General features: G+C 37.3%; 24 protein-coding genes. 1 reads left to right on the top strand and 23 read right to left on the bottom strand.

What is annotated here, in order from left to right:
• Nucleotides 1-171: 171 nt before the first annotated feature.
• Complete coding sequence (locus QA584_RS02090; protein ID WP_278272870.1) at nucleotides 172-1338, bottom strand: nucleotide sugar dehydrogenase; 1167 nt, start codon at nucleotides 1336-1338, stop codon at nucleotides 172-174.
• 808 nt (nucleotides 1339-2146) lie between these two features.
• On the bottom strand, nucleotides 2147-3706 hold the full coding sequence (locus QA584_RS02085) for a trypsin-like peptidase domain-containing protein (protein ID WP_278272869.1): 1560 nt from the start codon (nucleotides 3704-3706) through the stop codon (nucleotides 2147-2149).
• 335 nt (nucleotides 3707-4041) lie between these two features.
• Between QA584_RS02085 and QA584_RS02080 the strand changes: the two genes are divergently transcribed.
• Nucleotides 4042-5280, top strand: a complete 1239-nt coding sequence (locus tag QA584_RS02080) for a nucleotidyltransferase domain-containing protein (RefSeq protein ID WP_278272868.1) — start codon at nucleotides 4042-4044, stop codon at nucleotides 5278-5280.
• Here QA584_RS02080 and QA584_RS02075 read toward each other — a convergent pair.
• The 21 genes from QA584_RS02075 to QA584_RS01975 form a co-directional block, all read right to left on the bottom strand.
• A complete protein-coding gene (locus QA584_RS02075; protein WP_278272867.1) occupies nucleotides 5258-6991 on the bottom strand; it encodes an ABC transporter ATP-binding protein in 1734 nt (577 codons plus the stop codon). The genes QA584_RS02080 and QA584_RS02075 overlap by 23 nt on opposite strands.
• Nucleotides 6988-7473 (bottom strand): S24/S26 family peptidase, encoded by a 486-nt coding sequence (locus QA584_RS02070; RefSeq protein ID WP_278272866.1) that lies wholly within the window; start codon nucleotides 7471-7473, stop codon nucleotides 6988-6990. Before QA584_RS02070 ends, QA584_RS02075 begins: the two co-directional genes overlap by 4 nt.
• Nucleotides 7461-8315 carry a hypothetical protein gene (locus QA584_RS02065; RefSeq protein ID WP_278272865.1) on the bottom strand — a complete coding sequence of 285 codons (855 nt, stop codon included), beginning with the start codon at nucleotides 8313-8315 and terminating at the stop codon, nucleotides 7461-7463. Before QA584_RS02065 ends, QA584_RS02070 begins: the two co-directional genes overlap by 13 nt.
• 53 nt (nucleotides 8316-8368) lie before the next feature.
• On the bottom strand, nucleotides 8369-8545 hold the full coding sequence (locus tag QA584_RS02060) for a hypothetical protein (protein ID WP_278272864.1): 177 nt from the start codon (nucleotides 8543-8545) through the stop codon (nucleotides 8369-8371).
• Between the two features lie 226 nt (nucleotides 8546-8771).
• Nucleotides 8772-9887, bottom strand: a complete 1116-nt coding sequence (locus tag QA584_RS02055) for a radical SAM protein (RefSeq protein WP_278272863.1) — start codon at nucleotides 9885-9887, stop codon at nucleotides 8772-8774.
• Nucleotides 9884-10153, bottom strand: coding sequence for a PqqD family protein (locus QA584_RS02050; protein ID WP_278272862.1), 270 nt, complete (start codon nucleotides 10151-10153; stop codon nucleotides 9884-9886). Before QA584_RS02050 ends, QA584_RS02055 begins: the two co-directional genes overlap by 4 nt.
• Nucleotides 10154-10210: 57 nt before the next feature.
• Nucleotides 10211-10978, bottom strand: a complete 768-nt coding sequence (locus QA584_RS02045) for a YveK family protein (RefSeq protein ID WP_278272861.1) — start codon at nucleotides 10976-10978, stop codon at nucleotides 10211-10213.
• A gap of 248 nt (nucleotides 10979-11226) precedes the next feature.
• Nucleotides 11227-11775 carry a VanZ family protein gene (locus tag QA584_RS02040; protein ID WP_278272859.1) on the bottom strand — a complete coding sequence of 183 codons (549 nt, stop codon included), beginning with the start codon at nucleotides 11773-11775 and terminating at the stop codon, nucleotides 11227-11229.
• An 18-nt stretch (nucleotides 11776-11793) separates the two neighbouring features.
• Nucleotides 11794-13275, bottom strand: coding sequence for a flippase (locus tag QA584_RS02035; protein ID WP_278275100.1), 1482 nt, complete (start codon nucleotides 13273-13275; stop codon nucleotides 11794-11796).
• Nucleotides 13262-14545: an O-antigen ligase family protein gene (locus QA584_RS02030; RefSeq protein WP_278272858.1), complete on the bottom strand. Its 1284-nt coding sequence runs from the start codon at nucleotides 14543-14545 to the stop codon at nucleotides 13262-13264. Before QA584_RS02030 ends, QA584_RS02035 begins: the two co-directional genes overlap by 14 nt.
• 51 nt (nucleotides 14546-14596) lie before the next feature.
• The gene (locus QA584_RS02025) at nucleotides 14597-15505 is read right to left on the bottom strand and encodes a glycosyltransferase (RefSeq protein ID WP_278272857.1); all 909 of its coding nucleotides are present in this window, start codon (nucleotides 15503-15505) and stop codon (nucleotides 14597-14599) included.
• An 89-nt stretch (nucleotides 15506-15594) separates the two neighbouring features.
• Nucleotides 15595-16665 (bottom strand): glycosyltransferase, encoded by a 1071-nt coding sequence (locus QA584_RS02020; RefSeq protein ID WP_278272856.1) that lies wholly within the window; start codon nucleotides 16663-16665, stop codon nucleotides 15595-15597.
• Between the two features lie 27 nt (nucleotides 16666-16692).
• On the bottom strand, nucleotides 16693-17790 hold the full coding sequence (locus QA584_RS02015; protein ID WP_278272855.1) for a glycosyltransferase family 1 protein: 1098 nt from the start codon (nucleotides 17788-17790) through the stop codon (nucleotides 16693-16695).
• Nucleotides 17787-18689 (bottom strand): ATP-grasp fold amidoligase family protein, encoded by a 903-nt coding sequence (locus QA584_RS02010; protein ID WP_278272854.1) that lies wholly within the window; start codon nucleotides 18687-18689, stop codon nucleotides 17787-17789. The genes QA584_RS02015 and QA584_RS02010 overlap by 4 nt, the downstream gene beginning before the upstream one ends.
• A 1-nt stretch (nucleotide 18690) precedes the next feature.
• A complete protein-coding gene (locus QA584_RS02005; RefSeq protein ID WP_278272853.1) occupies nucleotides 18691-19191 on the bottom strand; it encodes a glycosyltransferase in 501 nt (166 codons plus the stop codon).
• Nucleotides 19179-19652 carry a PssD/Cps14F family polysaccharide biosynthesis glycosyltransferase gene (gene pssD / locus QA584_RS02000; protein ID WP_278272852.1) on the bottom strand — a complete coding sequence of 158 codons (474 nt, stop codon included), beginning with the start codon at nucleotides 19650-19652 and terminating at the stop codon, nucleotides 19179-19181. Before pssD ends, QA584_RS02005 begins: the two co-directional genes overlap by 13 nt.
• Nucleotides 19633-20712 (bottom strand): NAD-dependent epimerase/dehydratase family protein, encoded by a 1080-nt coding sequence (locus QA584_RS01995; protein ID WP_278272851.1) that lies wholly within the window; start codon nucleotides 20710-20712, stop codon nucleotides 19633-19635. Before QA584_RS01995 ends, pssD begins: the two co-directional genes overlap by 20 nt.
• 68 nt (nucleotides 20713-20780) lie before the next feature.
• Nucleotides 20781-21506: a CpsB/CapC family capsule biosynthesis tyrosine phosphatase gene (locus tag QA584_RS01990; RefSeq protein ID WP_278272850.1), complete on the bottom strand. Its 726-nt coding sequence runs from the start codon at nucleotides 21504-21506 to the stop codon at nucleotides 20781-20783.
• Between the two features lie 121 nt (nucleotides 21507-21627).
• A complete protein-coding gene (locus QA584_RS01985; RefSeq protein WP_278272849.1) occupies nucleotides 21628-22722 on the bottom strand; it encodes an LCP family protein in 1095 nt (364 codons plus the stop codon).
• A gap of 129 nt (nucleotides 22723-22851) precedes the next feature.
• Nucleotides 22852-23541, bottom strand: a complete 690-nt coding sequence (locus QA584_RS01980) for a CpsD/CapB family tyrosine-protein kinase (protein WP_278272848.1) — start codon at nucleotides 23539-23541, stop codon at nucleotides 22852-22854.
• 26 nt (nucleotides 23542-23567) lie between these two features.
• Nucleotides 23568-24293, bottom strand: a complete 726-nt coding sequence (locus QA584_RS01975) for a CpsB/CapC family capsule biosynthesis tyrosine phosphatase (RefSeq protein ID WP_278272847.1) — start codon at nucleotides 24291-24293, stop codon at nucleotides 23568-23570.
• Nucleotides 24294-24302: the final 9 nt, after the last annotated feature.

Here is a 24302-nt window from a genome sequence, read left to right as displayed (position 1 = left end):
ATATAAGAGAGCTATAACCCTTATCATTAATTATGTATGATTTTAACTAAAAATGGCCTATTCCGCTCTGATTACTGCCCTAATCATTACCGAACTTATGTCCTAATCGTAACCAAACTTATGTCCTAATTGTTACCAAACTTATGCTCTAATTGTTACCAAACTTATGCTCTAATCCCTGCCGTATAAATCCCTGGTATAAACCTTCTCCTCCACATCACTGATGTCCTCCGACCAGCGGTTTGCTACGATTACATCGGATACCTGCTTAAACTCTTCTAAATCCTTGATTACTTTTGAGTTATAAAAGAATTCTTCCCTTAATGCCGGTTCATACACTACTACTTCAATGCCTTTTGCTTTTAACCGCTTCATGATTCCCTGAACGGAGGATTGTCTGAAGTTATCCGAGTCCATTTTCATGGTCAGCCGGAAAATACCAACGGTTCTGGGATTTCTAAGTATAATCCGCTCTGCTATATGGTCTTTCCTGGTCCGGTTGGCATCTACAATTGCTCCGATAATATTGTTGGGTACGTCAAAATAATTGGCCAGCAGTTGTTTCGTATCCTTAGGCAGACAATATCCACCGTAACCAAAGGAGGGATTATTATAATGGCTGCCGATTCTGGGATCCAGGCAGACTCCCTCAATGATCTGCTTTGTATTAAGCCCCCGGACTTCTGAATAAGTATCCAGTTCGTTAAAGTAGGCTACCCGGAGGGCAAGATAGGTATTAGCAAAAAGTTTGATGGCTTCTGCTTCTGTTGAATTGGTATATAATATCGGTATATCTTCCTTTATTGCACCTCCTTCTAAAAGTTTGGCAAATATACGGGCTCTCTCCGATTGTTCGCCTACGATAATCCGGGAGGGATATAAATTATCATATAGGGCTTTTCCTTCCCTTAAAAATTCAGGTGAGAATATGATATTATCAGTTTCAAACATGGCTTTCACTTTTTCTGTATAGCCAACTGGTACAGTAGATTTAATGACCATAACCGCATCCGGATTAATGGATAATACATTTGCAATTACCGCTTCTACCGTTCTTGTATTAAAATAGTTTTTAACCGGATCATAATTCGTCGGAGTAGATATAATTACATAGTCTGCATCTTTGTAGGCTTTATAGGCATCTGTTGTTGCTGTTAAGTTTAAGTCTTCCTGAGTCAGATATTCTTCGATTTCTTTATCTACGATTGGTGATTTTCTTTGATTAATAAGCTCCACTTTTTCCTGAAGGATGTCCAGTGCAATTACTTCATTCTGTTGAGATAATAAAACTGCATTGGATAATCCTACGTAACCGGTTCCGGCTATTGTAATTTTCATATTTTACCTCCATTGCATTTAAAGCCCCCTTGGGTTACTGCTGCAAATAAAATAGGCTGAAAGTATCTCTGTACGACTCTTTTTAATTTTATATTTTCATTCCGTCTTTTAGGCATCATACAAAGAATCGGCATCTCTATGCTTACCTCCTGATATTTTAAATTATCTGCTTTTTCCTTCCTGGGGTTTTTAAAAAATATTTTTAAAGTAAGAATTTTTCTTATAGTAACTCCATTTATTATATCCCTAAATTTTCCATTTCACAAATATATTTTACATATTTTTCCTGAGCTATTCTGACATAAAACACCAGCGAATTTTAACATACGAACCAAGAAAATTTCTGCAAATTTATTTAGAATAATATAATTTTACGCTTCGGTAAATTTCTAATACTAAATTTTTTCATTTGACAGTTTTACGATAACAGAAAAATGTAATGGTTTTATTAAGGCCTAAGTTAAATTTCTTACACAAGAGCTAAGTGCCAGTTTAGAAACTCTTTTCTGGCAGAGCACCTATAAGCAACATATTTTCTTTCCGTAGAAAGATCGCATCAATGCAGAGTGTTTTTAGGTCACGATTTCCACTGTAACAAAAAAAGAGTGGATTATTATAAATTTACCTTATAATAATCCACCCTGTTCAATTGTCTCATATTGTGCTACTGTAGTCAATTTCATACTTTCTATTTTTTCTTCTAACTCCATCAAGAATCTGATGTTTCATGCAGTTGCAGTTAGTCTATGAAAAGAGAAAATAAAGGGAGCTGTATAACAACTCCCTTTTTAAATACTCTATTATTTCATTAATAACTCAGTGTAAAAATATAAGGTGTCTCATTGATTATTTTATCAGGGTCTGCCAATACAGCAACATAATATGTTCCAGGCTGTAAGGTCTCACTGAGAAATAAAAGCTGACCGTTATCTACTGTCTGGGGTTGTGCAGCTGCAGTGACTTCACCGTTAGAATCGAGTATGGCAAAATAATAATCCGATATATCGTCTGTGGCTTTTAGTTCCGGTAATCCGGCTAAATATACCGTAGCGCTTGAGGTAACTGTGAATTTATAATAGTCCAAATCATTATGTGCAAGAGATCCATATACATATATCCCTGAGGATACTGACTGACAGGTATCGGGACTTTTACTTTTCGTTGTATCTTCATACATGATATCACTGTCATTACCTGGATTGTCTTCGCCGGAAACCTTCGTTCCTGAGTTGTCACTTGCTTTGTTGCTATCGTAAAACGCTTGTGCACTTATAGGCTTATCCACATTTACTTTCGATAGCTGATTGATATTAATAGCAAAATTCAGATTCTGACCATCTACATACTGCATTGTATTAATTCCCATTACTTCTCCGTAAGCATTTAATAACGGACCACCGCTGTTTCCATGGGTAATGGCTGCATTCGTCTGAATGAATTCTTCATTTTGAATGATCCTGGAGGCATTGGTTACGATGCCGTTGGTAAAGGTATCGGTAAATCCAAGAGAGCTGCCGATTGCATATACCGTTTCACCGATGCTTACTCCGTGCTTATTGGTTTTTAAGGGTTCATTGGGTACCGGAACACTAAGGATGGCTAAATCCAGGTCTTTGTCATATCCCAGAATCTTTTCCAAATCATAGGTTTTTCCGTTTTGGAGCTGTACTTTAATCGAGGTTGCTCCTTCAATTACATGATAGTTGGTTATGACTCTGTTGTTGTCTAAAAAGAATCCGGAACCTATGGCTTCATTGGTATTGATCTGGACCGTGGAAGGAGAACACTTGGCATATACTTCTTCTGCCGTTAATTTGGCACTGGCATTCTTATCTATGACCGTAACTTTACAGGTATAACTCTTATTGTTTGTTTTACCGGTTATTACTACGACGCCTGCTGATTTTGCTTTCACCGCACCGCTTGAGCTTATCGTTGCAATATTAGTATCCGCACTTTTCCAGGTAATGGTGCCTTTCGCACCATTGATTGAGAGTTTTTTGGTAGTGTTAACCTGCATTTTTAAGGTTTTGGAACTTATGACCAGATTCTTAATAGTTACACTACATTTATACTTTTTCGTTCCAAGGGTTGCTGTGATCGTTGTGGTTCCGCTTTTTACACCGGTTATTTTTCCTTGGGCAGATACGGTTGCAATTTTTTTATTCCCCGATGACCATTTTGCTTTGCTGACTCCGGAAAGCTTTAAGTTATAGGTATCTCCGGTATACAAAGAAATACTGGTTTTATTCAGTTTTACAGCAGCAGCTTCAACCTGTTCACTGTTAATCAGACTCGCAGATACTGGTACTAGTGTCAAAGAAATTGATAATAAAATAGTTGTTAATAGCCTTCTGATTCGATTCATATTTACCCCCATTGCATATCGCAAGTTTGCTTGCGGTACTGCCACAGAATACTATGTGAAAGAATCTTACTGTGGCGTCCTTCTAATTCTTATATTTTCTTTCAACCTTCCAGGCATATCACCGGTAAGTTCGTGTATTATTATAGTAAATATACACCATTACGCTGATATTATCAAGAATTATATGGAAATAACCACCCACACAGCTCAAAGTCCGGTAGAATTATAACAGTTCCGGCGGATTAATCCCTTATTTTGAAACTTTGTTATAGTTGTTGTACGGATATCCTGGTGTTATAATATATGTAAATATTTTACTATTAGGAGCAGAATCTATGGATGCAAACAGCACTTTACTAATTCGTTTCTTATCTCTGTCAATCAGGGCTTTGATACCGGACCATGAATTATATCAGGAAATCCAAATTAAAATTATGGATAATTCCATAGACTGGGACACTATATATCAGGAAGCTTTTGCCCATCAGGTACATGGATTATTATATCCTGTCATATCTGCTCTGCCGAAGGATTGCTGTGATTTTAAAATCCTGTCTCGCTGGCAAAGAGGCGCTGTACTGGCAGGATTACATCAATTGGAACATATGAAACAAATGGAGAAGGTTTTATTCGGGTTTCATAAGGAGAACATCCCGGTTGTTGCTTTAAAAGGACTGGTCTTAAGAAACTTTTATCCAAAGCCGGAATTAAGAACTATGGGGGATGCAGACTTGTTGGTACACAAAGAAGATGTAGAAAGGTCAAAAGCCCTTTTGCTGTCCCTTGGTTATAAAATCACCTTATCCTACTCCAGACATATTAGTTTTTCCTATCTAAGCTACCCTCTGATCGAACTCCATTGGGCTTTAAGCGATGCGGAATGCAGGAAAGCTACCTCTGAATTTACGGACAGTATCTGGGAACGGGTTGAGGAAACTACGATTAATGAAGCACCGGTTCTTTGTCTGTCGGTTGAAGATCAAATTCTTCATCTTCTTTTTCATACTGCCCATCACACGATGACCTCAGGCTTTGGACTCCGCCAGCTCTGTGACTTTGTGGTGCTTATCGAGAATGCAGGGCAGGCAATAAACTGGGATTATATTCATACCAAAACTGAAGTTTATAGCATAAGGAAGTTTTCATTATCCATATTCTTTGTATGCCATACGTTATTTGATACAGATATTTCCTTTATGAAAGATACCTTCGTTAAGGAGCCCTGCTATATCGATTTGCTGATAGAGGATGTCTTAAATTCCGGAGTATATGGAAGAAAGTTAAAAACCCGGGAGGCCAGCACCCAGCTCATGAAATATATTGATGTTAGTGATAATAAAAGGGAGCTTTACCGTATAGGCAATAAATTAAGTTTTTTATTTCCTTCCACTGATAAAATAAGTTTAAAATACAGTTATGCCAAACGACTTCCCTTCTTATTACCCCTGGCCTGGCTCCACCGTGCTTTCCACAACCTAAAAAAAATAAGTACCTACAAAGCCATGAAACACAATGGCATAGAAACAATCACAAAACAAAGAGCCAGTCTCCTTAAGTGGCTTGAGCTTTACTAGCCTGTTCTACCTCCGATAATTTACCGTCTGTAAGCCGCCATACCCGGTGGCAGTAATCCAGTATGGAGGGTCTGTGGGTTATGATGATAAGAGTACGTTTCGGATTTTGGGACATAACTGCGGTAAGTACTTTCTTTTCTGTATCTATGTCCAGGGAGGAGGTTGCTTCATCCAGTAATAAAATAGGAGTGTTTCGCAGTAAAGCTCTGGCAATTGATATCCGCTGAGCCTGTCCCTCCGATAGTCCAAGACCTCTCTCTCCGATTACCGTATTAAGACCTTCAGAAAGTTCTTTTACAAACTCCCAGGCATCGGCCCCTTTTAAGGCGGCAATCTGCTCCTCTTCTGTTGCTGCCTGGTTGCCTATCTTCAGATTATATGCTATGGTGCCGGAAAACAGGGTATTTCCCTGAGGGACATAAGATATCAGGGAACGCATGGTATTTTTTCCTGTTTTGATTTTATCGGCAATTGCCACACGCTCTGACTTATCTGAACTTTTTTCTTCATAATGAAAATATATTCTTCCCTGGGATGGTTCCAAAAGCTGCATCAGCAGATGAATCAAGGTGGTTTTACCCTCACCGGAGGTGCCGATTAATCCGATTATTTCTCCGGCGTATACTTTTGCAGTTATATTCTTTAGAACTGGGTAATTTTCCTTATAGGAAAAAGTAACCTGCTCAAAAACAATATCGTTCAGCTCTTCCACTTCTGTTAAGTCTGTATCATCAATTTCCTTATAAACTTCCCCCTCCAGCTCTTCTAATTCCATTAACCGTCTGGCAGAACCTGTCATGGCAAGAACCTGGGGCAGGGCACTTGACAGACCCAAAAAAGGAACCTGTATCTGGGTGATTAACTGCAAAAAAGCGGTAAGGGTACCAAAGGTAATGGAACCTCTAAACAAACGGACTGCACTCCACAAGAAAGCAGCCAGATACACCAGATAAAAACAAAAAGCAGCCAGCGAGCCGGCTATTACTGTGGCAAGATTTTTTCGTACCACCAGACGTTTTTTATTTTCCTGCAGCCGATATACCTGTTTTCCACTTTCATTTTCCTGGCAGAACGTTTTTAGGACCAGCATATGCTCCATGGATTCCTGCAGGTAGGAACGGTAAGCGCTTTCCGCTGCCTGGGCTCTTTCATGGATTTTCATATATTTTTTTCCAAATAACAGACTCATCAGTATTGCTGCCGGTCCTAAAAGAAATGCAAATACTGCCAGTACCGGATCAAATACGAACAGTGCTATAAAAGAAGCCACTAACCCTACGCTTTGGGATATGATTTCTGGTATCTCACTAACAATTGCGCTTACTACTACATTGACATCGCTGGTCAGTCGGGTTACGATATCGCCGGAATGATACCCTGCATACTCCATCCATTTTGCCCGGATCAGTTTTCTGTATAGCCGGTACCGGATACGGTTGGACATGGATTCCTGGGTTCTGACTGATAACAAGGATACGGCTCCCTTTAATATAATTTGTATGATGATAGCTGCCGTGAAATAAATGCCTGTTTTTACGGCTTTTTGCAGGTCTCCGTCAACAGCAGCGTCAATTAATCCTTTTGTTAAGACTGCCATAGCAACCCTGCAAAGAGAAAGCACCGCACTTAGTATAATGATCAAAATCAGAGCCACTAAAAAGGTACGAATCTTCTCTGCTATCCATTTTACTACCGGCCATATCTTTTTCATGATAATGTACTCCTTATTCTGTGGTTTGCCATCCGTTGAAACTTCCGGTAGGATTTTATAGCAACATACCGCAGGGGAAATATAAGGCGCCAAAGAAAGGACAAAGCCCTCCAGCCCTTGTCCGAGCAATCAATGCACCGATCCTCTCTATAGACCTTACTTACTTTTGCAATAAGTTGATCTGGGTATATTGGTCCTTCAAACCACTGTTGGGCATCACCATTTAGATAAAAATGCTTTTTTCTCTTAAAGAAGAGCCTGTGTAATACATAATGTTCCCTATCCTTTAAAACCAGCAGGATATCTCCCTTACTGACCTCTTTGTAAGATACCTTTACCAATTCCACACTGTCCTTATTTTCCCGCAAAAAAGGGTACATACTCATACCGGTTACGGTGATACGTACCCCTTTACCAGCCTCCAATAATTCCTCTGCTGCTGGTATCATACTACTTGCTTTAATAAATTTCACTTCAGACATTGATATACGATCTCCACTGCTTCACCATCCGGCCTGCACTTTAAAAGATACACAGGCGTAACGGCTATTATTTTCTCAATATTTTGAAATGCCAGCTCCATGATTTCTTCCTCATAATAAGGAAGAAAACACCTGGGCATCAGTCTGGCGGCGGCTTCTTTTGGATCCAGTCTTCTTATGGAATTCTCCTTCGCTTGTTCTAAAAGAATAATCCCAGTCAGAGGAAGGGACCGGTTTTTATATTTTTCTGAGGAACCATTCCAAAGTGTCCCATAAACATAAGCTTTATTATCCCCTGCCCTCACTGCTGGACGGTCTGCATTGATTATCCTGGCACCTTTATACTTCCGCCAGAGATTAGCCTGGGTAGTCTTACCGGTTCCCGAAGGAGCTGAAAAGATAATCCCCTGCCCCTCCCACTCAATTGCAGCGGCATGGATTACGATACCCTGATGAAACAGAAGGGAATTCCGAAACAGGATTTCGCCCAGGGATTCCAAAAAGGGAGTCAGGATATTCCTTTTGTCCTGACAATATGAAATTTCTGCTTTCTTCCATACCTTATCCGCAAGGAGTCTGTAGACTATCTTGCCGGTTTCCGGTTCCTTTATGTATATGGAGGTATTTTCTGCTTTGTCTGGGTCTCGGTTCCAGTACATAATTTCATCCATAGCCAGAGAATTCTCAGGAAGCCTTATTTCTTCGCAGCTTATCAGGGATACCGTTAAATCAGCCACCTGACAGGCTGCAGAAGAAAAACAGTTTATTTTTTTATTTACTTTGAAAGCTACTGCCGAAGCAAGTTGAATCTGTATCCCCGCTATATTAATAGTGATTGTCATTTGTTCCTCCGTTATTTATAACCTAATGGTTTGGGAATCAAAATAGTAACATTCTAACTGCAATGCTGGCTGCCTGACCAGCTTTTTTTACAAGGGCTGCACAGACCTAATAAGGATGCTAATACATCCACAATCCAATTGGGACCACAGTAATGTTCTCTGCATCTGGCAAGTCGTTCCTCCGGACGCAGTTCAACAATTTCGATTGTCGGCTTCACATAATCTTTCATTCTCTCACCCACTGTATATCACAAGTCCACTTGCGATACTGCCACATACTATAATGTGAAATAAGTTTTAAGTTGAACAAATTTCACAGGTTGAAAGAATCGCATCGTGGCATCCTTTCTTTTTTATATTTTCTTTCAACCTTTCCGTAATGATGCTGCCTCTGCAGCATCTCAAACACTAGAGTACGAAGTACTTTCCGCGTGAATATGCTATTCATTCGCACTTTTAGCTCCTGTTTTGAATTAACCTTCTTTCGTAATCATGGTTCTTTCTCTCTTGTGCAAGTTCGCATAAATATGATGACGGTTTCATAAAACTTCCCGTTTCATTCATTAAACTAGCCGGGCAGGAGGTACAATAATCCTGTAAGGAACACTTGCTGCAGCTTTTGCACACAGGAACACGGTCGCATTGTGTTTTTAGGTCTTTCCAAGCCCTCAAAAATCCCTGTTCAAAAGGGTAGGTATGAACCTTATCCATTAAGGAACAAGGAATCATTTTCCCGTCCCAGGTAACCCAAAAGGAATTCTTTCCGGCACTGCAGGGAAAGGCATCTTTTAGTCCCATTTTTTCCAATAAGCCTTGGGGGATACTTTCCTTAAACTGTTCTATAGTGTATTGATCTGCCAAACCGGATACTAGACTATTTTCATTAACTCTGTTTTCAAATTCAGCCAGCTCAACAGGGGATAACCGTTCTGTCTCCGGGCTTGTCAAATTTCCCTCACGCCTTGGCGATATGTAATTTACGATACCTAATGAGGAACCAAAGGTCTTGGCAATATCCTCCATGTATTCATAGTCTCCTATATTTTCTTTTACAATGGTGGTCCTAAGCTGTAAGTTAATGCCCTGAGCCTTTAGTAATTCTATGCCTTTCATTGCCCGTTTAAAACCACTATAATCCCCGCAGACCCGGTCATAGGTCTCGGGAGAAGCACCATATAAGGTTACCTCCATCTGGGACGGCATCCTGCTGCCGAGCCAGTCAGCAACTGCCGGGGTTATCAAAGTCCCATTGGTAAATATAGTTATGTGAAATCCCATCATGGATAGTTCTTCATAAAGGGTTTTAAAGTCATTTCTTAGGAATACTTCTCCGCCTGTGAGTAATAAAAAAAGCATCCCCTGATCTCTGGCTTCTTCGGCAAGCCTGATCCACTCTGTAACGGAACGCTCTTTCTCTATCACTTCTTTCTCGTTTGTATTGCGGCAGATATAGCACATTTTACATCTTAGATTACAACGGGCAGTTAACTCGAATTCTCCAATCAGAGGTATCCGTTTCACCATTGTTTTCCGGTCTAAGATCCCGCCTAATTGCTCCCAGGTCATACTCATTGTTCCATAAATCCTTTCTGCATGATATGATTTAAGAATTCTTTGACATCTGCGGCTGCGGTACTGGTATCCACCTTATAATTCTCTTCTAAGAGTTTTACTAATTCTTCTTCCTTCTCTACCGGGTCCTCCAATCGCTTCCAAAGCAGTGCACCACTTTCACTAAGGCTCATAAGCCCGTTGAATTCCACTACTCTTTGACCGATTGGAACTACTACCCATGTATCTGCTATCTCCCGTAGAAAAAATCCTGGTTTAATCTTCATGGTTTTCCTCCGTATATAAATTATTTACATTGATGTATGGTAATTTTATAGAATTTATTAATATCCTCCCAAGCGCACCCGTGCTGAGGCCAACGCCATTTTTCTTCTTATTCTTCTGAGTCTGCGGCCTCTGATGTTTAAGGCTTCCTCCATGGGTATCATCCCCAGTGTGGTAATTCCGAGATAATGCTCTATATCATCTGCCGTTTTAAGATTATCATTTAACATATGTATTACGATTATAATAACAGCAGTTATGACTGCACCTAATAATCCGCCTACCATAAAACTGCGGGTAATGTTCTGTCCGGTGGGGGAACCTGGTACAATACCATATTCCACTACATTTACTTTTTCTATTTCCATTATGTTTACCAGTTGTTCGGCTGAGATATCCGCTACGGCATCCACCAGTTTCTTGGCTCTGGCGGCGTCAGAATCGGTTACGCTGATTTCCAGGATTCTTGTGCCTTCGGGGTTGATTATGGAGATCTTTCCTGATAGTTCCTCCGGCGTAATGTTTACACCTGAGGTTTTTATTACTGCTTCTAAAACCGGACGGCTGGTTACTAATATCATATAATCCTGGGTGATCTGAGTTCCAGTTTGTAAGTCGGAGTAGGTGATTTTGGATTCATCCTGACGGTTGATTACATATATTTTGGAGGTTGAAGTATATAGCGGCGTTGTGAAATACAGATTAAAAAAACCTAAAAGAGCAGAGAAGACCAACCCCACTACTACTATTAACCACATCTTACGGACCAGACTACTTAAAATATCTTTAAAATCCATTTCTATCATATCTTCATTTTTTGTTTCCATTATTTTTCTCCTTACTAAGTATTTTTTGTATTATTCAATACATGTTATTTTTTTAATTTTGTATATTTTAAAGTTATTGATTTTATATAGCAAGAAAATTATATAATACCCAAACTTCAATTACAATCATAATTTGGTAATATATGTAATTATTGATTTACAGCAAATCTTAATTTAAACCATTATTTTTGTTTTTTTCAATAATCTGTTGCAATATAACTTTTTTTAACTAATCAAGCCTAAAGATGTCAATCAAATAGATTCTTTATTTGCAAAATAATTTTTAACAAAATAAAACCCAGCCCGGTTCCTACTACATTCATTATTATGTCGTCCGTCTGAAAATAGCCCCTCTGTGTGAGATATTGTATACCTTCAATAAAAAAGCTACATAAAAAACCAATAATCAAACATGCCCTACAGGTATTAAACTTATTATTAAGTAAAGGCAGTATAAATCCTAACGGAAGAAATAACATAATATTTTCTACCACATAACTATTACCATAAATATCATTGGTAATGGTAGAGAATAACCTTAAATTTACACGTATCCTAGAACCTGGTTCCCTGGATAATAAAGTGATGGAAATTATCATGAAAATATAAACATAAAGAGTGTATAGCAGGATTACTTTTCCCGGACGAATCCCCATAACTTCTTCTTTGTGAATTACTATATTGTATACAATATATAAAATACATGATAAACTTAATATAATAATTCCAGTAACAACTGCTAATGGCATATACTCTTCTGCTGCTGACCATATATCTTCTATTATTAATTTTCCCATACTCAGACTTCCTTATCGCTATGAATGCAAATTTATGATATCCACACTTTTTTTGTTTTTAACCTCCAATAATTTTTGCCAAACCTGATCTTTAATCTGTACCGCGAGAGGTACTTTACAGATGTAAAGCACAGTAGAATATATTCCAAAAAATACTGTCGCTGAGATAAAAAGAGTTGGAAATTCCGGTAAATATAAGAATTTAAACCCAAAGGAAACCCCAGCTCCTAGTACTAGTGCTAAAATAACTGCATCATATCGTATCGTCTTTAGCATCGAAATGACAATTTCATGCAATGCTATAAATTGAATAACCGTAACTGTCAGCTCTGCACATAAGGTGGCTACTGCAGAACCTACAACGCCCAGTTTTGGAATCAAGGTAAGATTTATAATCAGATCAACTGCTGAACCTGCAATTTCTGAATAAAGGACTTTTTTCTCCAGACCCATAGGAACCAGCATCTGCATCCCCATAATATTGCTGAGACCAATTAGTAGTACTACTGGCATGATTATTTGCATTGGCAATATAGCTTTGGCATAATGATTGCCTGAAAGAAATATTATTCCCTCATGTGCAAAAATTGCAAAGTACAGCCCAAGCGGACAAGCCATTAGAACTACAAAATTCAAGGCTTTCTGGCTCAGATGTAAAAATTTTTTAATATCTTTCTGCTCGAGATAATAGGCGGAGCGAGGTAATAATACACTCCCCAGCGCTGTCACTATACTAGTTAATACACATTTTATTTTAATTGCAGCGCTGTAGTATCCCACATCTGAATCAGTCGATAAAAACCCCAACATAACATTATCCATATTGGTATAAATTGTTGTGGCTACAGACATAGCAAAAAATATGAACACTGCTTTCAGGTGCGGTTTGAGATTATATAAACCAACCGGCTTCATTGATATATAACGATGGACATTAATGAAGTTCAAAATACCAGACCCAGCAGAGGCAAGAACCAGGACTGCACCGTATATGATATAATCTCTTTGCCTATGTACAAATGTAAACATGAAAATCAACCCAATTATTTTAAAAATAATAGAACGGATTGTGATATATGTATATTGCTCCAGTCCCTTATATAACCATTCTACACCGATACAGTTAAAAAATATGGTTGCGCTGGCAATACAAAACAATGTCTTGTCCTGTCTGAATCTGGGTACACAAGCTACTGCCGCAAAAAACATTACATAGATTATCACCATCATAATAATATTAATCAATACTATTTCCTGAACGGTGCGGGAGAGCTTCTCTTTGTCATCCCGAACTTTGGCGCAGGCACGAATACCATATGTCGGAATTCCCAACTGTGCAAACATGGAAAAGTAGGAGACCACTGCCGTTGCAAAAGATACTTTTCCGGTTCCTGCTGGTAACAGAATGCGCGATATGTATGGAAAGGTTATCAACGGAAATATAAAGGAGGACATTGTTAGGATAGAATTCATAATAAAATTTAGTTTAACTGACTTCATTTTCTGCAAGTTTACACCTCATTCTACCTTTGCTATTCAAATCTCCGCTATATTCATACTTTTTCTTAAAAGCATTCACCCAGAAACAGGCCAGTATGCATCCTGTTATATAATTGTATGGGAATGATGTAGAAACAAATAAATATATAAATGCAGCAGAAAAAATAATTAAATTTATTTGTTTTTCTTTTATCCCTTTAATAATAATTTTTAATGCTGGCAAAAGATATAAAATCAATAAATATATTCCCCCCTGCGCCAGTACCCGGAATAATGAATTACTAAAGCCGACATTTTTTGAACGGAAGGTACTCATATACTTATGGATTACCTGCATATTCATATATCCAGAACCAAACAGGGGATATTTAAGCCATGCCTTTAAGCCTGCTGTATAATCATCAATACGTGAATCATAGGAGTCTGTTGCTGCCTTTAAATGAAAGAGATAATTAATTGCTCCTATAGCCGCAAATACCATACACAATAATGTCAGGTATTTCATAAAATGAACAATTCTTGATTTAGACTCGGATAATAGAATTTTAAATACCAAAACAGCTAAAACAAAAGTAATTCCTGTCGTGGTAAATGTAGTTATTATTGTTATAATTAATATCCAAGCTCTGGCAGATAGCTTATTACCAACTCTTTTTGAGCCCAATAGCTCATACAGCAGTGCAATGCTAAGATTCAACGAATATTTGGGAGCTTCAACAAATATACCAGTATTTCTAAATGTATTTAACCCAAAGGTATCATCAAATTGTCTTTCATAATGAAGATACCAATAAGATTCTACTTCCCTTGGCATATTATTAACCCATACGATAACAGAAGTATTGGTATGTATTATATGAAGCAGGGAGCCAAATATAAAAAAGATTAATGATAAACAAGCAAGGAATACAATAAATGAAGAGTATTTTTTTATTATAGATAACATATTATTGCTTGAGGTAAAACTTGCATATACGAAAAATAAAAGCAGTACTGAAACAAACTGAAATGTATCCCGTACAGCATTATAGTTTATCACCAGGAATACAAGTAAATAACTAAGTACTGCGACAACCACAACTTGATTTTTTCTGTTTATTTTCAGTTTCTGAATTGCTAATAGCCCAAGCATTGAAACTGTAAATAAAAAATATATACCATACTTAAAATAACCACTGCCATTTGTCCATTTCCATATACTATCGCATTCCAAAGCAAGACAAACAGCTACTGTATATTCAAGAACACTTTTTAAGCTAACGCTTTTCATGATGATACCTCTTACTCAATATGATCCGCTGATAAAGATTATTTACCAGCACTATGGCTTTACTGTATTGCCAAGCTTTCCAAAAAATCCATCTAAAAACCCACGAATTATTAATTTAATTGCGAGATTCTTCTGCTGCCCCGCAATAACAGCCCAGGCAATTTGACGTAGTGGCTGCCGAAGCATCTTCTTATATTCTTTGCTTCGCTTAAACATATATGTATAATTCCTGACCCGGTAATACTCTTTCCAAGGAGCTTCGGTAGAAATTCTACGCACTTTTCCCAAGATTTTCATATGTTTCTTTTCTAATATGGGATGGAAATAGTATGAATTTGTGATTGTTGCTATGAATGCACCTGCATTTCTGGCACGCCAGGTAAAATCTTCTTCATCACCTTTTATAAAGAAATCTTTGTTAGGGTATCCAATTGCTGCCACTAGCTCTTTCGAGATAAAAGTCCCGTTAAAAGGATTGATATGGTCAGCTATCATGTTATCTTTTGCCTGTGCTAAGGCATCTTTTTTGGTCTTTATTCCACCTGGTAAGCGGAATGACATAATGTCATCCTTTCCAAATACCAGAGAATTTAATAAAAGCTTTTCGTTTTGGTCATGAAGTTTTTCTGCAAACTTAATAATGTTTTCAAATGTATTTTTATCAAAAGGATACCCATCGTCATCCATTAAACATATGTAATCGTATCCTGCCTTATAGGCTAGCTTCGTACCAACATGGAAACCTCCAGCCCCTCCAACATTTTCATCCAGATATATATAATTCAGGTTATCTAACTCCAGAAAACCCTTCTCTTCTAAACATCCTTTCGTATCATCACTACCATGATTATCAATAATATACATCATATCTGGAATACGGGTTTGTGATAATACTGACTGTATATTATGTACAAGTTCATTTTTTCTGTTGAATGTAACAACTACTGTTGCAAACTTCATAATATTCTCCTTTCTCTATGTGTAAAAACTTAGATCCAGACCTTTTACTTTAGCAGATATACATTCTAATCAATTTCATATAACTTATATTATTGTAAAAGCATTTCCCATTCCCTGCATATTTTGTCAATACAGAGTTCATCACGTATTTTTACAGCATTCCTCGACAATTTATCAGCAAACACAGGATCTTGAATCAACTTTAAAATTGCTGAAACCATAGAATCTTTATCATTAACAGGAACCAAAACTCCATTTTCATTATTGCTAATCACCATTCTTGCCCCGCCAATGGGACAGTCTGTGCAAATACTTGGAAGACCAATTGCCATAGCCTCCAGCATTGAATTAGACAAACCTTCATAATTTGATGAGGAGACATAAGCAGTACAGTCTACTACTTTTTCATGTATCTCATTGGAGAATGGTTCCATAAAAATAAATGTATCCGCATTTTTATCTAAAATATATGCTTTAATTTCATCTTCTATAATACCTTCTCCATATATCCTAAGTATGTAATCGGGTACTTTCTCATGAACTTCAATAAAGGAATCTATAAGCAGCGGAAGATTTTTTTGTTTATCTATCCGGCAAAAAGTAACAATTTCTTTTTTCCTGATTCCGTTGAATCGTTCCGGCAAATTAGGTGATATAGGGTTTGGAATAATTTTTCCGTTTTTCTGTGCCTTTTTTGGAAAATACTTCATAGCCTCCGGGGTCTGATAGACTGTTTTGTACATGTACCCAAAGATGAGACCTCGTAAGAACCGAAATGCTGCTCTTTTGGGTTCATTTCGTGGATCTGTCCTTTCTGAACCAATAATTTTGACTCGCAAAAAAAGACAGGAAAGATATGTTTCAACCGCTATCCTTGATATAAATACAATTACATACGCATCTTTGTAATTCTTTAATATATTACGTATCGAAAAGCAGCATTTCAATCGTTCCGAGGCTGAATTATCTTTTGCATCTAAGCAGATAATTCTTATTTTTGAATCTACGGGATAATCGATGGAGGAGTTTTCACGTACTATTATTGTGGTATCATATCCACTATTAGCTAAATAATTGCTTAACATTACAGATACTCTATGAGCTCCACCCCATCCTTTTCCTCCAAGCCGCGGCATAACAAATACAACCTTTTTATTCATTGGTTCACCCTCTTTCTTTTGCTGAAATTATAGACTCAAGTAAAATTCTTGAAGTTCTTTAGAAACTGTATCCATATCATAACCCATTTTTTTTATATAGAGACTCATATCCTGATGGGCATACCTGCTCACTTCAGCCTGTTCTATCTTCTTTACCCATGTATCAACCTTATCGTTTAATGAAACTGTCTCTAGCAAGGGTGAAATATGTATCTCTACCGGCAGTGTATCTGTACATATTACTGGTGTGCCTGCGGCTTGTGCCTCGACTACTACAATCCCCAGTCCTTCAAACAAAGAAGGATAAACAAACACATCCATTGCTTGATACAATTCAGCTACATCTCTTCTATTTCCTAAAAACTTAACTGAATCATCAAGATTCAACTTTTTAACTAGTTCACGAATATTATTTAAAAGGCTTCCAGTACCGATCAATAGCAATACTGATTCCGGATGTTTTTTATGATAACATTCAAAAATTTCCAAAAGGAATTTGTGATTTTTTTGTATTTCAAACCTTCCTACATTTCCTAGAACTATATTATTCCCAACACCAAGTTCTTTTCTTTTCTGAAGTCTTTTATCGGAAGAGAATACGAAATTTTTTGTTATAATAGCATTATTAATTACTCTGAAAGCGGAATTACCAAACATATAACATCCGGCATCCTTTGAACACGCAAATAAATGAGTGGCATCTTTTTTATACATATGATTCATAAAGATTTTGATATATTTTTTCGCATCATTTTGAGTTGCGTTTGTATGAGAATGTGCGATTCGGATTGGTACATTGTACTTTTGTGCCACATGAAAATAAATTGCGCCTAGGCTATGCATATGACCATGTATAATTTTATATTCTTTATGAGTACTAAAAAAATCATTCAGATCTCTATAGTATTTCATACAATTATAGTCTTCCCGAAAAGATAAACGATGAATAATTCCTCCAAGCTTCTCAATTTCATCATCAAAAAACTGCCGTTCCTTATAGTGTACCAGAAAATCAAACTGTATTTTCTCCCTGTCAATGTTCCTGTATAAATTCATTAATAAAGTCTGTACACCCGCTGCCTCCATTCTTTGTAATATATGTAATACTCTTATTGGCTCACTCATAATGAATAACCTGCCTTATCAAGGCTTATCCAACTCCCCATTTTAAGATCAAAGGAATATGGAGTAATCGGATCAAAGCCAGCTCCATTAGCAAATGTAAATTCGCTGAAATATAATTTATTATCAACTATAAAGAAATCTACCCTTACTTGCATAAAATCCTGGGACAGAATCTTTGCACATTGAAGCAATTCACTTAGCACTAAGGGTTTATCAATGGCTTCACTGTGAGGATATTTAAAATTAACATCTTTTAAAAAATTCCAATTAGTATCATATACGTTTCTTTTATGATTTCCAAATCTACCAGAATGTACATCAATTAATTTTGGTTCTCCATTAAAACAAAAAACCTTATAATCCAGCAATTCACCTTTATCTTTATTCTCCAGATATTTTTCTACAATAACTCTTGGCTTTACAATACCGTACCACCATTCACCATAACAGGGAATAAACTTTGCACTAAGCCATAGCTTTAATTTTTGAACTATCTTGTTACGGTCAATTTCGTCCTGATCACGAACGATAATATTAAAGGTTGAACCATGGGTAACTTTAATGACAAATTGCTTAGGTAAACGATTAAAAGGTATCTCTTCTGGGTTAAACCCCTCCCAATATAATTCATTCAATATATCGCTTTCACTATTACCCATCTTTTCCTGAACATACTCACGTACCATATATTTGTCGCATAACCGGGGTTTTAATTGATTTGCTAAATCTGAATCATATAATTTTAACCAATTCATTTTTTCATTAAAACTTTTGGGCTCCACTAGATTTAATCTTCTGCCCGTCTTTAGCTTGAAAAGAACTTTTAGTTCAGTTTTAGGAGAAAGCTTATACAGCAAATTAAATGGTGTCATAACAATCCCTTTAGCTACCTCATTCATGTTACCAATTCTCCTTAATAAAGTGATCAATCATATTGACAATAGCCATTGGATCCTTGTTTTCCCATGGTTTAAGAGTTTTACTTTCTTCATAAATATTTTTAAATGCGGTCTCAAGCTCATCCATTTCATACACCGGGATTACATACCCATTATCAGCAAATGCCTTATTATTCTGTATCTGATGGTCATTAATATGTTCACCATACTTCTCAAGCCTTGTAACTGTAATAACAGGTTTTCCAGCATTCAATGCCTTCATAATAGAACCTGATGCACCGTGGCTTACTACAATATTAGCTTCTTTAACCTTTTCATCAAATTCTTCATTGGAGATAAAATTTTTATATTCATAGTGTATAGGTTTATAAGTGGAAGTACCAATCTGTGCAAATATACTATCAGTGAGAAATCCTTTTTCATATAATTCATCCAACTTTATAAATAAGCGGTCAAATGGATAGTTTCTTGAACCTACGGTTACAAATATCAATATAAACACCCCCCATAAACCGCTTTTTTATAATATTTTTTTTGAGATTCCCATTGAACAATAAATAAATCACTATGCTTTTCCATTTTTACCCCGGCAACAGTTGGCATATCAGCTCTTCCAAAGGTCTCAATAAAAATAAACTTTTTATGTAAAAGAACCGCAATCAGATAAAATGGATAGGCTACCATTGTACCAGTCGTTATAACAAAATCCGGACGCTCTTTTATCCATATGATTATTGCATACAAGGAATTCCAAAACATTTTTAAAAACATATATTTATCTTTTAAGTCTGTTTGTTTCATAAAATACTTTGCTAATGGCTCTGAAAACTGGGTTTTTTCTGTTACAAAAAAACCTTGGTATTTTATTGACAAAGGATTTAATTTCTTAAGCTGTTCCCAGTGCCCGCCTGAGGAAGACACAAAACAAATCCTAGGCTGCCTGTTATGTACTTTTGATTTCATTGTTTTCCCCCTGAATTTGGCTGTCTTGCATATAATAGCCCCTGTACCATTTTGCAAACCGCCTAAGTCCCTCTTCAATACTAGTTTCAGGCTTAAACCCAAAATCCTTTATTAACTCATCTACATCTGCATAGGTCTGGTAAACATCTCCTGGCTGCATCGGAAGTAATTCTTTCTCCGGACGAACACTTATAATACCTTCCTCAAGAAGACAGTTTTCCAGTGTTTCTACAAAGTACATTAAACTAACTGGCTTATTGTTGCCTATATTATATACATGATATGGTACGCCATCATCAGTAAATTCAGGCGTTTTTTGAATTACTTTTATTATCCCACTTACTATATCATCAATATAAGTAAAATCCCGGTACAAATTTCCATAGTTAAATATTTGTATCTTCTCACCCTTTACCATCTTATTTGTAAAGCCAAAATACGCCATGTCCGGTCGTCCAGCAGGACCATATACGGTAAAGAACCTTAATCCTGTGGATGGAATTCCATACAGTTTACTATATGCATGTGCTGTCAGCTCGTTGGATTTCTTTGTGGCTGCATAAAGACTGACAGGATTATCTACCCTATCATTCGTACTGTAAGGTATTTTTTTGTTAGAACCGTAAACGGAAGAACTAGAAGCATATACGAGATGCTCTACTCCTTTCTTACCATCATCATAGGAATGCCGGCAGGCCTCTAATATATTAAAGAATCCGATTAAATTCGAATCAATGTAGACATCCGGATTTGTTATGGAATATCTGACCCCTGCCTGGGCTGCCAGATTTACAACGATATCAGGTATAAAATCAGCAAATATTTTTTTGATTAAGAGTTTATCACTGATACTTCCTTTTATAAATGTAAAATTTTTAAAGTCGCCTAATTCTTTTAACCTGCTTTCTTTCAATTTAATATCATAGTAATCATTCATGTTATCTATACCAATAAGTTTTATATTATCTGATGAATGAATTAAACGTATTGCAAGATTAGAGCCAATAAATCCAGCGACACCAGTAATCAATATGGTTTTATTATTTAAATCAAGCCTCATAAAAAATACCATCCTTATTCTTTTTCTTATCCATAAACCAAATCACCTGTTTTCTCCCACACTATAATTTATATATCTTGTCCTAATAAAAGTTTCTGTTGATTTCCAAAAAGCAGTTCATCAGCATATGCTTCACCATATTTTTTTCTCAGAAAGTTATAGCATTTCCTTATTCTAGGAATGCGTTTCAACTCATTATGGGCATCCGTAGCAACAAATTGTATCAAATTGTTACGTAACAGTTTTCTAGTAGCCGATTTATTTTTTTTACCCCAGCTATTAGTTATACTCATAGAATTAACCTGCATATACACCCCCATATCAAGAAGATTTTCTATAAAAGTCAGATCCTTAATAAAGGCTTCATACCTCTCAATATGGGCTACTATGGGACAAAATCCTTCCAATAAAATCTCCTGTAGGGCATTCTTTATATATCTGCTGTCTGCAACCGGTATAAACTCCACTAATACATATTTTGTTCCTGCCATAGTTGGGATAACCTTTTCCTTAAGTAGCTTCACACAATTATGGTTATAATAAATCTCACACCCCAGAAAAATGTCCATTTCTATTCCTGCACTTTTAGCTGCTTTTGAAACCTCCCGTACTTTCTCTTCCAAAACAACTTTATTAACCATATACCGGTCTTCCTGATAATGTGGTGTTGCAATAATGGTCCGAGTTCCCTCCGCATATGCTATCCTCAGCATATTTATGGTCTGCTCTATACTCTTTGGACCATCATCCACTCCCGGCAACAGATGATTATGTATATCGATAAATCCAGACATTTTCACTCCTTACTATTACTTTCTATCAGCCTTACTTTTTTTCAGCCATACTCCTTTTTTCAGCCTTCCCATTATGATGCCTTTTTTGTAGCATCTCAAACACTTCGGTAAGATCTTTTCTTCACTCTTCTCCCTCACCAAAAATCCGTTTTTCAATTTCACTTATATTTTTATCAAAGTCCATATCAATAACGTCCATTCCACGGATTCTTAAAAAGGAATAGGAACCCTTCACCGGAATACTCCACTGGGCTATATCATAGTTTTTATAATCCGGCAGTTTTAGTAATAGTGAGAATATTTCCCCCTGAGTCAGATTGGTGGTAACCTGGGGTAAAATAATATTAAGTAAACGGTTTAGTTCAATTAGATTTGATTTTTTTACTTTGTCAAATACCTTTTCCAGCACCTTTCTCTGCCTTGCGGTCCGCTCAAAATCCATGCCGATGTAGCGGTTGCGGGCATAACTTAGAGCTTGTTTACCGTTAAGGGTTAAGGTACCAGCTTCCTTTAACAGACCGTCCTCTTCTTTTTGTCCCGTAATTTTATTTAAGCTTGTTATATACCGATTAATAATCGGGATTTCCTCTTGGGTCACCGTAAGTGTAATCCCATCAAGGGCATCGATTACCTCCATGAAGGAATAAAAATCTATGGAGGCATACCGATCGACATGAATTTTTAAATTCTGTTCAATGGTATCCATTAACAGGTCTGCACCGCCATAAGCATAGGCTGCATTGACCCGGTTATTACCCACACCTGGGATTGACAGGTAAATGTCCCGCAAGATAGAGGTGGCAATCAGGGCTTTTGTCTTTTTATTAATGGAGACAAGGATCATGGCATCGGAACGACCGTCCTCTCCCACGGTTCTGCTGTCACTTCCGATTAATAGGATAGTAAAGACATCTTTATCCTGCAGGATCGGGGTACTGTTCTTTTCCATGTTCTCCCTGATTTTATCTTCCAGGGTTTTGACCTGAGCCTCCGTGGCCTCTGTCCCTCCGGGCTCTGTGTCTTCAGGCAGGGTTTCTGTTTTGGTTATCTGTTCCGGCGCAGGGTCCTGTTTGTCTGTAGCTATTACAAGATTTAGTTTATGGATATAACTTTGTATAAATAAATATGCCATAAGTGCAAGTATCAGAAGTATGCCTGCTGCTATCAAAACCGCTATTTTGATTATTTTAGATTTTTTTGTTCTTTCTCTTTGCATATTTACTCCCATTGCATATCGCAAGCCTGCCTGCGAAGCTGCTTTATGTTTTCATTCTTTCCTTTCACCTACAAGTCCCCCTGCCCTTAATAAAACAACTGCTTACTGCACTAAAGCGAATAATAGCTGTTACTTGTCCGTGTAAGTCTTATAATAATTGCCGTAATACTTTCCATAATACTTGTTATTTTTCAATTCTACTTTATTTAAGATTGCACCAAGTATTTTGCAGCTGCCCTTTTCCAATTGCTTAATGATTCTCTGGGCAAATTTATAACTGATGGCGTTAGCCTGAATCACTACGACTACCCCGTCGCAGCATTTGGCTACATTGGCACTGTCTATTACCGCACCAAGAGGCGGTGTATCAATAATGATATAATCATAGGAAGCCTTAAGAGATGCAACCATCTCCCGGAACATTTCACTATCCAGCAAATCGGAGGGGTTTGGAGGTATGGGACCGGTAAATATGAGGTCCAGATTTTCAATATTGGTTTGGCAGAGAACATCTTCCAATCCATTTAATCCGGAAAGGTAATGAGTAAGTCCAAGAACTGCAGAATCTGCTTTTAATCTGGATATGAGAATTGATTTTCTTAAGTCGGCATCGATAAATAATACCTTTTTGCCGCTCTCTGCCATACTGGTTGCAAGACTGAAGGATACTACGGTTTTTCCTTCCCCTGGAATTGAACTGGTAATACAGATTATTTTAATATCTTTTCCGCAAAACTGAATGTTGGTTCTTATAGCATTGTAGGCTTCCGTACTTCTAAAGTTATAACTTTCTATCTTTTCCAGATTAACTGTTTGCATAATGGGGACCCCCTGTGTTTTATTTTTTATATGTACTGATTCTGCAATAGCTTGTTGGTATTTTCCGTTAATAGCTTTTGAATCAGATCAGCACCGTACTTTTTCCGTATTACTTCTATCCCTTCCATAATTCTGGGAGCCCTGACATAGTCAGAATGGGCGTCTGTACCCAGGATATGGACCAGCTCATATTCGATTAACTTTCTGCAGTGTCCCGCCCTTCGATTGGCATATCCGCCGGTAATACTGGATATGTTCATCTGCATATAAACGCCGAGACGGATCATATCATAAATGCCTTCATAATTCTGATACAGGCATTCATAATTCTCCACATGAGCTAAAACCGGTAAATACCCGTATATCAGCAGCCGGTGGAGACCTGTTTTTATTGTGTTATACGCTTCATCTGAGGCGAATTCCACTAATATGTACCTGGTACCGGCTAAGGTCAGGGCTTTTTTCTTTCTCAGATGCTCAATGATATCATCACTGAAATACAGTTCATTTCCAAGTTCGATACAAAAGGACTCATCAATTTGCTTCGCTTCCTCCCGAACCAATTCCAGTTTCCTTTTTAGTTCTTCCTGATCCGGGTTCCTGCACCCCACTCCGTAATGGGGCGTGGCTATAATTGAATGGATGCCTTCTTCATGTGCTATTTTCAGCATGTTTTTCGTCTGTTTCATATTTACGGAGCCATTATCTACGGCAGGCAGTATATGGCAATGAATATCAATCCACTGATTCACTTATCCTTC

Source organism: Anaerocolumna sp. AGMB13025 (assembly GCF_029689925.1).
In the GTDB taxonomy this organism is placed as follows: domain Bacteria; phylum Bacillota; class Clostridia; order Lachnospirales; family Lachnospiraceae; genus Anaerocolumna.
This window is presented reverse-complemented; position numbering and strand designations above follow the sequence as displayed.

Coding starts and splice junctions, on each gene's coding strand:
- QA584_RS02080 (WP_278272868.1), top strand. CDS start 4,042: ATGGATGCAAACAGCACTTTACTAATTCGTTTCTTATCTCTGTCAATC.
- QA584_RS02085 (WP_278272869.1), bottom strand. CDS start 3,706: ATGAATCGAATCAGAAGGCTATTAACAACTATTTTATTATCAATTTCT.
- QA584_RS01980 (WP_278272848.1), bottom strand. CDS start 23,541: ATGCAAACAGTTAATCTGGAAAAGATAGAAAGTTATAACTTTAGAAGT.
- QA584_RS02055 (WP_278272863.1), bottom strand. CDS start 9,887: ATGAGTATGACCTGGGAGCAATTAGGCGGGATCTTAGACCGGAAAACA.
- QA584_RS01990 (WP_278272850.1), bottom strand. CDS start 21,506: ATGTCTGGATTTATCGATATACATAATCATCTGTTGCCGGGAGTGGAT.
- QA584_RS02045 (WP_278272861.1), bottom strand. CDS start 10,978: ATGGAAACAAAAAATGAAGATATGATAGAAATGGATTTTAAAGATATT.
- QA584_RS02040 (WP_278272859.1), bottom strand. CDS start 11,775: ATGGGAAAATTAATAATAGAAGATATATGGTCAGCAGCAGAAGAGTAT.
- QA584_RS02070 (WP_278272866.1), bottom strand. CDS start 7,473: ATGTCTGAAGTGAAATTTATTAAAGCAAGTAGTATGATACCAGCAGCA.
- QA584_RS02020 (WP_278272856.1), bottom strand. CDS start 16,665: ATGAATAAAAAGGTTGTATTTGTTATGCCGCGGCTTGGAGGAAAAGGA.
- QA584_RS02065 (WP_278272865.1), bottom strand. CDS start 8,315: ATGACAATCACTATTAATATAGCGGGGATACAGATTCAACTTGCTTCG.
- QA584_RS02010 (WP_278272854.1), bottom strand. CDS start 18,689: ATGAATGAGGTAGCTAAAGGGATTGTTATGACACCATTTAATTTGCTG.
- QA584_RS02075 (WP_278272867.1), bottom strand. CDS start 6,991: ATGAAAAAGATATGGCCGGTAGTAAAATGGATAGCAGAGAAGATTCGT.
- QA584_RS02050 (WP_278272862.1), bottom strand. CDS start 10,153: ATGAAGATTAAACCAGGATTTTTTCTACGGGAGATAGCAGATACATGG.
- QA584_RS01985 (WP_278272849.1), bottom strand. CDS start 22,722: ATGCAAAGAGAAAGAACAAAAAAATCTAAAATAATCAAAATAGCGGTT.
- QA584_RS02090 (WP_278272870.1), bottom strand. CDS start 1,338: ATGAAAATTACAATAGCCGGAACCGGTTACGTAGGATTATCCAATGCA.
- QA584_RS02015 (WP_278272855.1), bottom strand. CDS start 17,790: ATGAGTGAGCCAATAAGAGTATTACATATATTACAAAGAATGGAGGCA.
- QA584_RS02060 (WP_278272864.1), bottom strand. CDS start 8,545: ATGAAAGATTATGTGAAGCCGACAATCGAAATTGTTGAACTGCGTCCG.
- QA584_RS02035 (WP_278275100.1), bottom strand. CDS start 13,275: ATGAAGTCAGTTAAACTAAATTTTATTATGAATTCTATCCTAACAATG.
- QA584_RS01995 (WP_278272851.1), bottom strand. CDS start 20,712: ATGAGGCTTGATTTAAATAATAAAACCATATTGATTACTGGTGTCGCT.
- QA584_RS02025 (WP_278272857.1), bottom strand. CDS start 15,505: ATGAAGTTTGCAACAGTAGTTGTTACATTCAACAGAAAAAATGAACTT.
- QA584_RS02030 (WP_278272858.1), bottom strand. CDS start 14,545: ATGAAAAGCGTTAGCTTAAAAAGTGTTCTTGAATATACAGTAGCTGTT.
- pssD (WP_278272852.1), bottom strand. CDS start 19,652: ATGAAATCAAAAGTACATAACAGGCAGCCTAGGATTTGTTTTGTGTCT.